Annotated in this window: 11 protein-coding genes; all 11 read right to left on the reverse strand. The window is 65.0% G+C overall.

Annotation, left to right across the window (positions count from 1 at the left end):
* Positions 1-374: 374 nt before the first annotated feature.
* The 11 genes from E4K65_RS15815 to E4K65_RS15865 all read right to left on the reverse strand — a co-directional run bounded on the left by E4K65_RS15815 (position 375) and on the right by E4K65_RS15865 (position 13,790).
* A complete protein-coding gene (locus E4K65_RS15815) occupies positions 375-1,688 on the reverse strand; it encodes an alpha-amylase family glycosyl hydrolase (RefSeq protein ID WP_135174960.1) in 1,314 nt (437 codons plus the stop codon).
* Positions 1,689-1,707: 19 nt separating this feature from the next.
* Positions 1,708-3,138, reverse strand: a complete 1,431-nt coding sequence (locus E4K65_RS15820; RefSeq protein WP_135174961.1) for an MFS transporter — start codon at positions 3,136-3,138, stop codon at positions 1,708-1,710.
* A gap of 198 nt (positions 3,139-3,336) precedes the next feature.
* On the reverse strand, positions 3,337-4,620 hold the full coding sequence (locus E4K65_RS15825; RefSeq protein WP_135174962.1) for a 3-hydroxyacyl-CoA dehydrogenase: 1,284 nt from the start codon (positions 4,618-4,620) through the stop codon (positions 3,337-3,339).
* Positions 4,607-5,833: an acetyl-CoA C-acyltransferase gene (locus E4K65_RS15830; protein WP_135174963.1), complete on the reverse strand. Its 1,227-nt coding sequence runs from the start codon at positions 5,831-5,833 to the stop codon at positions 4,607-4,609. The genes E4K65_RS15825 and E4K65_RS15830 overlap by 14 nt, the downstream gene beginning before the upstream one ends.
* A 66-nt stretch (positions 5,834-5,899) precedes the next feature.
* Entirely contained in the window at positions 5,900-7,078 is a 1,179-nt protein-coding gene (locus E4K65_RS15835) for an acyl-CoA dehydrogenase family protein (protein ID WP_135174964.1), read from the reverse strand.
* Between the two features lie 11 nt (positions 7,079-7,089).
* Positions 7,090-8,199 carry an acyl-CoA dehydrogenase family protein gene (locus tag E4K65_RS15840; protein ID WP_135174965.1) on the reverse strand — a complete coding sequence of 370 codons (1,110 nt, stop codon included), beginning with the start codon at positions 8,197-8,199 and terminating at the stop codon, positions 7,090-7,092.
* Positions 8,196-9,653 carry a CoA-binding protein gene (locus E4K65_RS15845; RefSeq protein ID WP_167770843.1) on the reverse strand — a complete coding sequence of 486 codons (1,458 nt, stop codon included), beginning with the start codon at positions 9,651-9,653 and terminating at the stop codon, positions 8,196-8,198. Before E4K65_RS15845 ends, E4K65_RS15840 begins: the two co-directional genes overlap by 4 nt.
* A gap of 30 nt (positions 9,654-9,683) precedes the next feature.
* The gene (locus E4K65_RS15850) at positions 9,684-10,847 is read right to left on the reverse strand and encodes an acyl-CoA dehydrogenase family protein (protein ID WP_209312068.1); all 1,164 of its coding nucleotides are present in this window, start codon (positions 10,845-10,847) and stop codon (positions 9,684-9,686) included.
* Positions 10,844-11,905 (reverse strand): acyl-CoA dehydrogenase family protein, encoded by a 1,062-nt coding sequence (locus E4K65_RS15855; RefSeq protein WP_167770844.1) that lies wholly within the window; start codon positions 11,903-11,905, stop codon positions 10,844-10,846. Before E4K65_RS15855 ends, E4K65_RS15850 begins: the two co-directional genes overlap by 4 nt.
* Before the next feature lie 142 nt (positions 11,906-12,047).
* Entirely contained in the window at positions 12,048-12,806 is a 759-nt protein-coding gene (locus E4K65_RS15860) for an IclR family transcriptional regulator (RefSeq protein ID WP_135174969.1), read from the reverse strand.
* Positions 12,807-12,899: 93 nt separating this feature from the next.
* Positions 12,900-13,790, reverse strand: a complete 891-nt coding sequence (locus tag E4K65_RS15865) for a sigma-70 family RNA polymerase sigma factor (protein WP_135174970.1) — start codon at positions 13,788-13,790, stop codon at positions 12,900-12,902.
* Positions 13,791-13,809 lie beyond the last annotated feature (19 nt).

Below are 13,809 nucleotides of genomic sequence, written 5' to 3' on the forward strand. Positions count from 1 at the left end.
CGGCGCGATTGCCCGCTCACCGTTTGCCGGCTGTCGTTTATCCGAATATTGCCGCTGTCGCGATAGTACCCCAAAAAGCAGTAATGGCTGCTGTCCAAATGTCACATGCAGTTTGTGTCACCTTCAGCGCCGAGCCGAGCCGGCTTCGACCCAGCACCAATCGATGGGAAGGTCCCGCGGCGGCTTGCGAAGTCGGCCAAATGGCGGAGATAGTGTCAGTCAACTCCTTTTGAAAGAACGACCATTTTGACCTTTCCAGGCCAAACCCACCATTTAAGCTACTGTCCGAAAATGGAGTTCCGTCCGCTTAAGCGGTGAGCGGGCTCATCATAAGCTTGTATTGTCCGAGGCCTGCCGCGCCTGGCAAGCTGTCGCTAACCTAGGATAGCCCACCCATGCGGCGGCAGCGTAAGCTCGGTCCTGCCGCCAGCCCTGCGCACCGCGCCTGATCCTGCGAGCCTGTCGACGCCGGAATCGATGGTACGTCCGACCACTGCGTCCGCCAGGTTCAGCGCAACCCATAGCCGATTGCCTTCATCGAATGCTTCGAAGACAAGGTCGGTATTGCGAATCTCGACCATGCGGGTCTTCGCCCGAACGAGCCATGGATGCCTCCGCCGTAGTCCGATCAGCTCCTGATGCAACCGGTATGTCGGCCAGCCGAATGGCGCCAGCTCGGCCGGCGCCGCCGGAAAGGCCGGGCGGATCGCGCCATCGCCTCCGGCACGGTGCTCCTTGATTCCGCGGAACGCCTGTTCATCCCCGGCATAGATCGAGGGAGTGCCGCCACAGGTCATGAGAATGACCAGCGCGTGCGCAATATGCCGTTCGTCCAGAAGCTGGCTCGCGATCCGCGTGACATCGTGATTGCCGATGAACGTCTGCGGCACGAACCGGCCGATCATCGCATTGTGCCGCGCGAGCGCCCATGCGAGCTCATGGAAGTTGCGATCGTTCAGGGCGCTCCAGATCGCCTTCCAAAGCTCGTACTGCGTGACCGCATCGACGCCGGTCGCGTCGACGAAGCTGGCATAGTCACCGTGAATCACCTCGCCGAAGATGTAGGCGTCGGCATGCCGCGTGCGAACCGCGGGCAAGACGCGGTTCCAGAATTGTCGCGGGACAGCATAGGCCGCGTCGAGCCGCCAACCATCGGCACCGCGATCAAGCCAGTGGTTCATCACACGTATGACATAGTCGTCGACCGCGGGTTCGTCATGATTGAGCGTCACAAGCTGGTGGTGACCTTCGAAGGTCGCGCAATCAGGCTCCTTTCCGTCCGCCGGCCAGGTCAAGCGAAACCAAGAGGCTTCCGGCGATTGCGGACCGCCAGCGACGGCGCGCTGAAAGCGTGGAGATTGGCGGCCCATATGGTTGAACACGCCGTCCAGGATGATGCGCAGGCCGCGGCGACGAGCCGCTTCGACGAATGCGTCGAAGTCCGCGTCGTCCCCAAGCCGCCCGTCGATCCGGAAGTGATCGGTCGTGTCGTAGCCATGGGTCGACGAGGCAAAGATCGGCCCCAGCAGGATGCCGGACGCGCCGAGCTCCACGACGTAATCCAGCCACCGAACAAGGTGGTCAAGGCGATGCACGACGCCGACGCACGCGCCGGCCTCCCGTTCGGCGCCGACGAAGCCGAGCGGATACACGTGCCACCAGATGGCGTGCTCGATCCAGTTGTTCACGCGCCCCTCCAAGCCACATTCACTCCTCAAGCCGGTCGCCACCCTTGACGAAGATCATGCCGATCGCACCGAGGGTCAACAGCACGGCGATCGGAACGAGACCGACGGCCTGGGACTGAAAGCGCGCCGTCAGGATTCCAACCAGCATCGGAGCGATCCAGACTGTCGTGCTGGCGGTCAGGCCGAACAGCCCGAAATAGGAGCCAACGCGCATCGGCGGCACGATCTGAATGATCATGGCGCGCCCCGACGCGATCGAGGCCACCGCGAACGCCGTCATCGATCCCGACAGCAGCATGAAGGCGATCTCGGGCACGGTTCGAAAAACCGGGCCGCTCCACAGCGGCTGCGCGGCCGGGTCATGGGGCCAGAAGAAGATCATCCGGTCCGGCGTCGTGCCGAGGACCATGACCAGCAGAACGACCGTAACCGATATCTGGACGATGATGGCGCGGCGCGTGCCAAGTCGCGCGTTCAGGCTTGCCGCCAGCAAGCCGCCGAGAGCGGCGAATGCGATCTTGACGACGGCAAAACTGAGGAGCTTGAAGCCGTGCCATCCCATCACGCCCGAGGCATAGATGCCTTCGAAGATGATAAGGGTGTGAAAGCCGTCGGCATAGAAGGTCCGGGCGATCAGGAATTTCAGCAGATTCGGCTGCTTTCGCAGACCGGCGATCAGAGCGAACACGTCCCTTGAACCGAGGCGGATCGCCCTCAGGAAGGTCTCGCCCGATGCCGGCGCGTCGATGGTGAAGCGAAGCAGCATCAACAGGCCGACGCAGCCGAGCGCTGCGATCAGAGGCCCGATCGATCGCTCCATCTCGTGGCTTGCCTGCGAGAAGCCAAGCAGCGGCACGTCGGGGATCCCGAACCAATGCAACTGCCCGGGAAGCGCAAATCCCCACAACAGGAACGTCATGATGGCGACGGACACGAGATTTGCGACCCCCAGGCTGACACCCGAGTAGCGGCCAACCCGCGACATCCCGACCGCCGGTCCCAACATCGCGTTATGCAGGATCTCGGAATAGACGAACAACAGATTGAGCGCCATCACGATCACCAGCACGGCATGGACCGACAATCCGCTGCGGTCCGGCTTCGCCCACCACAGGCTGACCAGTAGCGGCAACGAGATCAGGATGCAGGCCGTGATCCACGGCTTTCGCGGGCCCATCCGGTCGAGCGAGGCGCCGAGAAACGGCACTGTCACGGCGCCGACCAAACCTGCAACAAAGCCGTATCGAGCAAACAGCGTCTGCCCAAGCACGGGATCGCCGATCATGATCTTGCTGACATAGGGCGCAAAGATGTAGATCTTGAGCAGCACCAGATACGGGATCCGCGTCGCCTCGTAGCCGACCCAGGACCACGCACTGAGCGTCAGCGTGCGAGAGCCGGAGTTCGCGGTCGTGACAGGTCGCGACGCGGCGATAACATTCTCAGACATCCGGTGCGTTTCCCTGTGGCGTGGCTGCTGCGGTCACGCGCGATTGTTGCGACGGGCTCTTTTGCGATCAGCCACCACAAACCAGGTGACCAATGCCGGCCATGGCATCGATCCTATCGTCACTGATCGCGATCCGCCTCATCTGCGCGGGACGTACGTGCACTTCCATGGATATGGAAATATCCGCCAACCCGGGGATCAGTTCGGATGCCCGCCCGACGCGGCGATGCGTGCGAGCCGCGACGACAGCACGCCATCCGGGCCAAGCTTGTCGGCATGGCGTTGAAGACGCGCGGCGATGCGGCCAAGCCCGACGCTTTCCGCCCAGAACATCGGGCCTCCCGTGTGCGCAGGCCAACCGTAGCCATTGAGCCAGACCACATCGATGTCCGACGCGCGCTGCGCGATACCCTCATCGAGGATCTTCATGCCCTCGTCGATCATGGGATAGAGCAGCCGTTCCAGGATCTCATCGTCCGTGGCCTGACGCGAACGATAGCCGCGGCTCCTCGCAAACTCGGCAATGAGTGCCTCGACTTCCTGCGACGGCGTCGCGACCCGCTCTGCGTCGTAGTCGTAGTAGCCCTTCGACGTCTTCTGGCCGCGGCGGTCGCGTTCACACAACAGATCGCGAATGCTTTCGCCCTTCGAGGTCTCGCGCCGCCAGCCGAGATCGAGGCCTGCCAGATCGCTCATCTGGAACGGCCCCATCGGAAACCCGAATTCGGTCAGCACGCGATCGACATCCCAGGGTCTTGCGCCCTCGAGGATCAGCCTCTGCGCCTGCGCCTGTCGCCGGCCAAGCATGCGATTGCCGATGAACCCCGGGCAGACGCCCGAAACGACGGCGATCTTGCCGATCCGTCCGGCGAGGTCCATGGCGGTCGCAAGCTGCGACGGCCCGGTCTTCGCCCCACGCACGATCTCCAGCAACCGCATGACGTTCGCCGGCGAGAAGAAGTGCAGGCCGATCACCGCCTCGGGCCGACGCGTCTCCGCGGCAATCACGTCGATGTCGAGCCGGCTGGTGTTCGACGCCAGGATGGCGTCCGGTTTGGCGATTGCGTCGAGCTTGCGAAACACATCCTTCTTGACCGCCATGCTCTCGAACACGGCCTCGATGATGAGATCGCTGTCGGCAAGGTCGTCGATGACGAGGCTCGGCGTCAGCAACGCCAGCGCACGCTCGGCGTCTTCCGCGGCGAGGCGGCCGCGGCTTACGGCGCGTTCGTAGTTTCGGCGGATCGCAGCGAGGCCGCGCTCCAGCGAAACCTGGTCACGCTCGACGATCGTCACGGGAATGCCGATCGACAGGAAGTTCATGGCGATGCCGCCCCCCATCGTACCGGCGCCGAGGATGCCGACGCGTTCGATCGGAATCCGCGGTGTATCGGCACTCATACCATCGATCCTCGCCGCATCGCGTTCGGCGGCGAGGATGTGCTGCTGTATCTCCGACACATCGAGCTCACGCTGGCTCATGCAGTCCCCCGTGAAAAATCTCGAACAGGCCGGCGGCACCAATGCCGCCGGCGCAGCACATCGTCACCACGCCGTAGCGGGCCTTGCGGCGCCTCCCTTCGTGCATCAGATGTCCGACGCAGCGCGCGCCCGTCATGCCATAGGGGTGCCCGATCGCGATCGCGCCGCCCGAGACGTTGAGTCGCTCATCGGGAATGCCGAGCCGGTCGCGGCAATACAGCAGCTGCGAGGCGAAAGCCTCATTCAGTTCCCAGAGGTCGATATCGTCGATCCGCAGTCCGTTGCGTTCGAGCAGCTTCGGTACCGCGAAGACGGGGCCGATGCCCATCTCCTCCGGCGCACAACCGGCGACCGCCATGCTGCGATAGGCGCCGAGCGGCTCCAGACCACGCCGCTCCGCCTCCGCGGCTTCCATCAGGAGCACTGCTGCGGCGCCGTCGGACAGTTGCGAGGCGTTCCCGGCGGTGACAAATCGCCCCTGCTTGACAAAGCGCCCGCCGGCGAACACGGGCTTGAGCTTCGCGAGATCCTCGCGGGTGGTTTGCGGACGATTGCCCTCGTCCCGCGTCAGCGTAACCTCCCTGCTGGCGATTTCGCCGCCGGCGTGATCCATGACCGTCATCTCGGTCGTGAGCGGCGCGATTTCCCGGTCGAAGCGGCCTTCGGCCTGCGCTGTCGCCGTCCGCTGCTGCGATCGCAGGGCATAATCGTCCTGCGCCTCGCGACTGATGCCGTAGCGCTCCGCGACGAGCTCGGCCGTCTCGATCATCGAGCTCGTGAGACCCGTGGCGTGGCGGAGGATCCAATCGTCCCACGCGCGGTAACGATTGACCTTGTCGTTCTGCACCAGGCTGATCGATTCCAGGCCGCCGCCGATCGCGACCGGTGCACCGTCATTGATGATGTATTTCGCGGCAGTCGCGATCGCCATCAGACCGGACGAGCATTTGCGATCGATCGACATCGCGGCGACGCTGTCGGGAAGCCCGGCGCGTAGCGCAGCGTGACGGGCGACGTTGTTGCCGGAGGTCCCCTGCTGCTGGGCGGCGCCCATCACCACATCGTCGACCTCGGCCGGATCGAGCCCGGCGCGCTCGACGACCGCGCGAATGACGTGGCCTCCCAGCGTCGGCGCCGTCGTGTTGTTGAACGCGCCTCGATAGGCCTTGCCGATCGGCGTCCGCGCCGTCGAAACGATCACAGCTTCGCGCATCAAAACTCCTCCTGTCCGGAACGTCCGGTCGATCAACCGCGCCGCGTTTTGGCCTGTGCCCTGCGTTCAACTGAGCTCGGCCGACGAATATCCGAGGATGGCGCGCGCGATGACGAGCCGCTGGATCTGCCCGGTACCCTCATAGATGTCGGTGATGCGGCCATCGCGCAGGAATTGCTCGACCGGATGATCGTGGCTGAGGCTCATTGCGCCCAGCAGTTCCATCGCGCGCTGCGGACCGCTGCGACAGAGCTCGCCGCCCTTCGCTTTTGCGACTGATGCCTCAAGATTGTTGGGCTCGCCGCGCGCCGCGAGCCAGGCCGCCCGCAGGACCGTCAGCGTCGCTGCCTCGATGTCGGCCTCGAGCTCCAGCAGCGTCTGCTCCGTGGAAGTCCGATCGTGCGGCCCCTTGTCCCAATCGACCGCGATCCCTTCCTTAGCCAGGCGATCCCGCGCATACCGGAAAGCGCCGAGCGCCTTTCCGATGCCGCCAGCGGCGACGGTCGGACGGGTGATGTTGAACGTCTTGAGGACCCCTTTGTAGGAGGCGGAGCCCTCGTCCGCGCTTTGCGGCACGCGCTCGTCGCCACCGATCAGATGGTCGCGCGGGATGCGGCAATCGCGAAACGCGTAGGCCGCGGTATCGCTGCTGCGAATTCCGAGCTTCTTTTCCTTGCGGACCAGCTCGAACCCGGGCGTGCCCTTCAGCACCAGGAACGATTTGATGCCGCCGCGACCGGCCGCCTTGCTGACTGTCGCCCAGACGATCGTGCCGTGGCACCGCACGCCATTGGTGACGAAGATCTTGTCGCCATTGAGCACCCACTCGTCGCCGTCGAGAACGGCGGTCGTCTGGATCGCCTTGGTATCGGATCCGGCACCCGGCTCGGTGATCGACATCGCCAGCATCAGATGCCCCCACCGCTTCTGCTGCGCGGGCGTGCCGGCCGCGCCCAGCGCCGCATTGCCTAGCGCCGATGGCGCCTGGCGCAACGGCACGCCATTGTGCGCCTCGCGCTCGATCCTGATCAGCATCTGCATGATCACGGACGGCGTGTCGTCGCTCGGGCGACGCCGCATCCGTTCGAGCAGCGAGGGGAACGCCGCGGCCTCGACAAACGCCTTGGGCAGGATTTCGTCCTCGTGCGCGTCGTAGTGGCGCGCGTATTTCTCGCTGGCCTTTGCCTCCTCGGCGACACCAGAAAGAATGTCCCTATCAGGGTCGGAAAGCGTGAAGTCCACCATGCTCTGCTCCGTCACGCCGCCGCGAGCGCGCCGTGGATGGTCAGCATCCGCGCGTTGCGCAGCCACATCTCGAGCGGAAGGTCGCGGATGTAGCCGTGGCCTCCGAATATCTGCAGCCCGTCATCGGCGATCCTGATCGCGCGGCGGTTGACGTAGTTCTGCGCAAGAACCGCCATTTTCGAAACATCGGCTCCCCGATCGAACGCGGCGGCCGCCTTCCACACCAGCCAACGCATGACGTCGCACTCGATATGCATGTCGGCCAGCATGAAGGCGATCGACTGCTTCTTTGCGATCGGCTCACCGAATGCGACACGTTCCCTGGCGTACGGAATCGCGAAATCGGTCACCGCGCGCACCAGCCCCACGGCGAGCGCCGCACCACCAATGCGCAGGCTGGCCAGCAGGGGACGGATATCCGCGCCATCGCCCTCGCCGAGGATCGCGTCAGGTGGAAGCGAAACGCCGGCAAGCTCGACCCGGGCAAACCGCATCGGCGTGAGCCCGATAGTGCCGCTCTCGCGGGTGATCGCGACGCCTGGGGCACGCGGAGGGACGATGAAGGCCTTGATCCCGTCAATGCCCGGCGCGTCGGATGCCCGCGCGAGCACCAGCATATCCCCAGCCTCCTCGCCGAGTGGCACCAGCCGCTTGACGCCGGTGATCCGCCAGCCGTCCGCCCTCGGTTCGGCGCGGGTGACGATCCGCGACGGATCGAACGCAAACGAGTCCTCGTGCAGCGCAAGCGTTGCCGCACGACGCGCATTCCCGCAGAATTTCGGCAGCTCACGTTTCTTCTGCTCTTCCGACCCGAGGTCGATCAGCGGGTTGACAAACAGCGACGATGCAGCGGCGGCGCCGCCGAGTCCGGCGCATCCGGAGCCCATTGCTTCCAGCATCAACGCGCCCGTCAGGGTAGAACGTGGCGCACCGCCGCCACCATAGGCCTCCGGAATCGCAAGCGAAGCGAGCCCCAGGGACCACGCTTCGTCGAGCAATTCGGCCGGTGCGGCGCACGTTTCGTCGGCTTGCCGCGCCCGCGGCGTCAGCTCCTCCTTCGCGAAGGTGAGGAGCATGTCGCGGATCTGGCTCTGTTCGTCAGTGACATCGAAGCTGATCATGATGCCATGGCTCCGCTGTCGAATGCGCTCGCGCGGTCGTCGTGGCCGGCGGTGCTCAGTGCGCGCATGGCGACGACAAGGTCCCGCGCCCGCTCGAACACCGCAAATCCCGCGGTCGAGAGCGCTTCGCGCGCGAAGGGTGACAGCAGGGTGTAACTGTAGATCAGGACGGGCTTCGATCGGCGCGCGCGGAGCGCGCTCAGCGCCGCCACGTCCAGCGAGATGCTGCGTTCGTTCGACAGCGACAGCGACAGCACGATGGAGTCGACGTCCTCGCCGTCAAGCAGCACCTCGAGCGATTGAAGAACGCCGCCCGTGAAAATGCCTTGCGCCGTGACATCGATCGGGTTCGCGGCGGAGCCATAGGAGGGGAACGTCGGTCGAAGCCGCGCCTGCAGCTTCTGATCCAGTACGGGAACGCTGAACCCGGCTTCCGTGAGACATTCGCTCAGGACGGTTCCGGCGCCCCCCGCTGTCGTGACAATGCCGACACGACGCCCGGCGGCGACCGGGTTGGTCAGGCGTCCAAGCGCAGCCGCGACCGCATCATCCGGATCAGCGACCGCGATCACGCCGGTAGCCGCGAACATCGCGTCAAAATCCGTAGCCACGCCCGTATCGCTTGCGGTGTGCGCGACAGCCGCGCGGCGGCCGGCTTCGGATCGGCCGATCTTGATCACGATCACCGGCTTGCCCGCCGCTTGCGCCCGGCCCGCCGCAGCCGCGAACCGCTCGAAATCACGTACTTCCTCAAGGTAAGCGATGATGGCCGCACAGCCGGGATCGCCTGCAAAATGCGTGATGAAGTCGACCGCAGTGAGATCGCACTCATTACCCGTCGTGACGACATGGCCGATCTCGAGGCCGGCGGCCCGCCCGCGACTGAACAGCGAGAAGCCGAGCCCCCCGCTCTGCGCCACGATCGCCACGCGACCGCCAGCCGCGTTTCTCGTCGAGCCCGAAAGCGAAGGCTCCGCTGCCGCGCTGAATGTCGCGGCGACGCATCCGGCGACGTTATAAAATCCCTCGCAATTCGGCCCGCAGATACGGATTCCGGTGCGTCGCGCGATGTCCGACAACCGCAACTGACGTTCGGCCTTCGCAACGCTTTCCTCGGCGAATCCCGAGGAAATGACGATCGCCGCACGAACGCCGGCCGCGACGCATTGCTCAACGACGTCGCAGACCAGCTCCGCCGGGAGGGCGATGATCGCGAGATCGATCGGGAACTTGACTGCGCCAATGGCGGGATAGCAGCGCAAGCCGTTGACCTCGCGGTAACTCGGATTGACCGGTGCAATTCGCCCGGTGAAGCCGGCGCGGCGCAGCACCCGCAGCAACATGCCGCGGATCGAGCGCTGTTCGGCGGGAGCGGCGCCGATGACGGCAATCGAGCGGGGTGCAAGAAAGGCTGCGATCGACGCCGCGTCCGATGGGCGGAGGATTTCGTTCAAGGGACTATCCATGCAATGTCTCGGATCGCGTCAGCGCGGCAGTCCGACGAGATGTCTCGCCATGATGATGCGCTGGATCTGCCCGGTGCCCTCGACGATGTTCAGCGCCTTCGCATCGCGAAACAGCTTCTCGACGAGGTGATGACCGGCACCTGCCTCAAGCCCGACGATCTCCATGCCGGCACTGGCGAGATCCTGGGCGGTCTCGGCGGCAAACACCTTAGCCATCGAAGCGTCCACGATGTTGGGAATCCTGCTGTCAGCCTTCCAGGCCGCGCGAAGCGTCATGAGCCAGGCCGCGCGAAGCTGCCGGTGCATCGCCTCCAGCCGGTCGCGCACCCGTATCGACCTGAACGCGCCTGACTGCTTCGCGAAATTCAACGCCTCGTCATAAGCGGAGCGCGCCAGGCCAACGGCGCTCGCCGCGACGCCAACACGCGTCGTGTTGAGCGTTCCCATCGTGGCGCCGTAGGCGCTTGACCTCGACGTCTGTTCGGGCCGCTCGCCGCCCAGGATGTTGTCGCGCGGGACCTCGCAGTCCTCGAGGATGAACGACACCGACTCATAGGCGCGGAGCCCCATCTTGTTCTCGACCTTGATTCCGGTCATGCCGCGGTTGCCGCGCTCGACGAAAAACGACCGCTGCCCGGAGCGGCCCTTGTCGGGATCGAGATTGGCCTGCACCAGCACCCAGTCGGCGCGAGCTGCATTGCCGATGAAGCATTTGGCGCCGTTGAGCAGAAAGCCGCGATCGGTGCGCGTCGCGCGGGTGCGGAACGCCGTCGTGTCCGAGCCTCCGCTTGGTTCCGTCAACGCGAAGCTGCCCCAGCGCGGAATCTCACTGCCGCGGAATGGCCCAAGGAAGTGCTCGCGCTGCTCCGGCGTGCCGGCGGCGGCGACGATCGGCGCCGGCAGTCCCGGCCCTGGCGCGGCGACACCCATGCCGCGATCCCAATAGGCATTCTCCTCATTGATTGCGGCCATTCGGACCGCGGGACCTTCAGGCACCGCGCCGTCGTCGACCGGCCCGGGATGCCTCCTCCGGAAATCGACATACCCGGCGAAATAGGGATGATCGGGCGGCAACGGCGCGCCGTTGCGATCGGCCTCGAGTCCGGCCGGCCGTACCTCGCGCTGCCCCCACTCCCGGACCTGCTCGATATGCACATTGAGTGCGGCGCTGAATTTGTTCACGCGGCGATCCTCTCCGAGATTGTCGCCGCAAGTCCCGCGCCGGCATCCTCGCGCGCAGAATCGCATCCACCCGCCAGCAGGCCGAGCGCGCGACAGTCCCGCATCGCCTTCTCGACGGGGAAATCACGCATGAAGCCGTGGCCGCCGAGGATCTGAACGCCATTCGGGCCGACGAAGCGGCTCGCCTCGATGGCATCGACGAAAGCTGCCGCCGCCGCTCCGACGGCGCGGCCTTCGCCGGCATCGATTGCCATCGCCGCATCTTCGATCAGAAGCCCCAACCGCGCGACGGCGACGTACATGTCGACGATCAGGAATGCGAGCGCTTGATGATGGGCAATCGGCTTGCCGAACGCGACACGGTCGAGCGCGTAGCTGCGCGAAAACCCGGCTGCATCGGAGAGCACACCCCAGATCAGCGAGGCGTAATAAATCCTGATCCTGGCGAGCGCCCGCGCCGCACGCATCGGGTCATGCCACGCCAGAATGGGCGTGCCGTCAAACCTGACGGCGCTTGCGCCTGCGGCGTGCAGGGCCGCACCACGGACGGGCTCAAAAGCAAAACCGTCCTTCAACACCCATGCGCCCTGCGGACCAAGGCCCACGAGCACATCCGCCGGGGCTGCAGGTATCCAGGCCACATGGCCCGCAACTCGCACACCCGCAACATCCCCTGCACCAGGATCCGTGACCAGGGCGAAGCGTAGGTCGGACTGCCCGAGGTTCATCCCAAGCGACTTCAGCGGTTCAACCCCGCCGAAGGCCTCGATCACGTAGATCGCCGGCGCGAACCGGTCCAGCGCAAGCGCGGCGCCGGCGTCGGCTTCAGCGAGCAGACGATTGGTCCTGACACGAGCGAGCAGACCGAGGCCGGCACCGCCGGCTTCCTCGGCGATATCCAACGCCTCGAAGCCCAGCGCGGCGAAGCGTTCCCGCACGCTTTCGCCGACCGTGCGCGCGGCTTCGAACTCGCGAAGACGGGGACGCAGTTCGTCAGCCGCGAAGCGCCCGATCGTCTCGGCGATGATCTCGTCGCTTTCTCCCCGCGCAAAGTCCACGCCTGTCCTCCCGTGTCGATTGTGCCGGGCGATCTGCAAGCCGGCTTGTCATTCGCCGGCAAACTAGATCGGGGAGGACGGGCGCCGCAATCCGTTGCATGGACATGTCTCTCACTTCCATATCCATGGAAGTGAGAGACAGTCAGTTTCCGGCATTTCTCGGCAGGAACCGACGGATCGTCCCGCGCAGCGCCGCGACGTTCTGGTCGAGGTCCCGCTCGAGGCGGTACACCGGCCCACCAAGCGCGATGACGAAGTTGCGGGTGAACGGCGCGCGCGGCAGCGGCATCGCAATCACGCCGATGCCTTCGCTGTAGATGCCGCGAGAGAAGAAATAGCCTTGCTTGCGGATGCGCTCGATGTTCGCCATCACGTCTTTCAGCGCCACGCGGTGGCTGCGCACCGGTTCCGCATGATTGCTGCGGTAGACAAGCGTATCGATTTCCTCATCCGGCTTGCTGCTGAGCAACGTCAGGCCGACACCGCAGCGTGCCAGCGGGCGCAGCGATCCCGGCTCGGCCGAATAGGCAAGCGCCTGGTTTGAGCGCAGCACATGCACATATTGGGCGCTGATGTCGCTCTGGGTCCCCACGATCACCGTTTCGCGGGTACGATCGCGCAACTCCTCCATCAGCGGCAGCATCCGGATTTCGCCGAACAACTGCTCCGACACCCATCGCCCCAATACCGCGATCCGCATGGTCGGCAGATAAGTCTGTGTCTTGCGGTCGTACTCCAGATAGCCCAGCGTCACGAGGCTCTTCAGCATCGCCGCGCCGCTCGAGACGGGGTAGCGGAGTTCGTCGCAGATCGCCTTGAGGCCGAGCGGGCGACGCGCGCGATCGAAGAATTCCATGATCTCGAACACGCGCCGTGCCGACTTGATCGCGGCATCCGCCATCGGAACCTCCCGGACATAGCTCCTAGTATGTGGAGAGACGTTCCATATACGTGTTTACGCGCCAGAGCCACTCCCTTGACGTCTGTGATCCACTCACCCTTTGTCCACTACGCACTCGGCCGCATCGATAACGTACGCCGCGTGACGAAAATCCCTGATGGTGGCGAGCTTGTCGGCGGACCAGTTCAACAGCATGAAATATTTCGGCCGCCCGCCCGGCTCGTTCGGATCGAACACCAGGATCGCCGGACGTCCGTCGACCTGCCCCGTCACCAGGTGCCAGTCGCTGATCTTCGAATAATTGCCGAAATAGCGCGATACCTCGGCCTTGCCCTTCAGCCTGGTGCGGTTGACGAGCTCGAGCCTGACGTCATCGGCGATCATGGCGCGGATCGCGTCGAAGTCGCGGGCATTGAAATGGCCGACATAGGCGTTGAGCCGCGTGCGGTCGGCTTCCGACAGGCCCGGCTGCGGCGCGTCGTCCGGCTCCTCGGCAAACTCACGCAGCTGCGTGCGCCCACGATGCAGCGCGGCCTTCACCGCCGGCAGGCTGAAATCCATGATGCCGCAGACCTCGGCCAGCGAGCAGCCGAGCACGTCCATCAGGATCACGCTGGACCTCTGCGCCACCGACAGCCGCATGAAGGTGCGCAGGCTGGTCGCAGCAATCTGGCGGCTTTCCAAATCATCGAGCTGGTCGGCAATCATCTCCACCTCCTCAGCCGAATGCAGCGCCTCCTGCCGGTTGCGGCGGCGCAGGAAATCCAGCGCGGTGTTGTGCGCGATGCGGAACAGCCAGCCCTCCGTATTGACGACGGGCGTGACCGATTGCAGCGCTCCCATCGCCTTGATCAGCGCATCCTGCAGCACGTCCTCACCGTCGATGACCGAGCCGACCATGCGCGCGCAGTAGCGATGCAGCTTCGGCCGCATCCGCGCCAGCAGCGCCTCGATATCGACGGTGGCCAGTGGCTCTGGCGCCATTGTTCCTCCGACTCGCCTG

This window comes from Bradyrhizobium niftali (assembly GCF_004571025.1).
Lineage (GTDB): Bacteria > Pseudomonadota > Alphaproteobacteria > Rhizobiales > Xanthobacteraceae > Bradyrhizobium > Bradyrhizobium niftali.

What these genes read in the sequence shown, in the direction of transcription:
- E4K65_RS15825 (WP_135174962.1), bottom strand. Translation starts at nt 4,620, where the DNA reads ATGAGCCAGCGTGAGCTCGATGTGTCGGAGATACAGCAGCACATCCTC.
- E4K65_RS15835 (WP_135174964.1), bottom strand. Translation starts at nt 7,078, where the DNA reads ATGGTGGACTTCACGCTTTCCGACCCTGATAGGGACATTCTTTCTGGT.
- E4K65_RS15820 (WP_135174961.1), bottom strand. Translation starts at nt 3,138, where the DNA reads ATGTCTGAGAATGTTATCGCCGCGTCGCGACCTGTCACGACCGCGAAC.
- E4K65_RS15830 (WP_135174963.1), bottom strand. Translation starts at nt 5,833, where the DNA reads ATGCGCGAAGCTGTGATCGTTTCGACGGCGCGGACGCCGATCGGCAAG.
- E4K65_RS15840 (WP_135174965.1), bottom strand. Translation starts at nt 8,199, where the DNA reads ATGATCAGCTTCGATGTCACTGACGAACAGAGCCAGATCCGCGACATG.
- E4K65_RS15860 (WP_135174969.1), bottom strand. Translation starts at nt 12,806, where the DNA reads ATGGCGGATGCCGCGATCAAGTCGGCACGGCGCGTGTTCGAGATCATG.
- E4K65_RS15865 (WP_135174970.1), bottom strand. Translation starts at nt 13,790, where the DNA reads ATGGCGCCAGAGCCACTGGCCACCGTCGATATCGAGGCGCTGCTGGCG.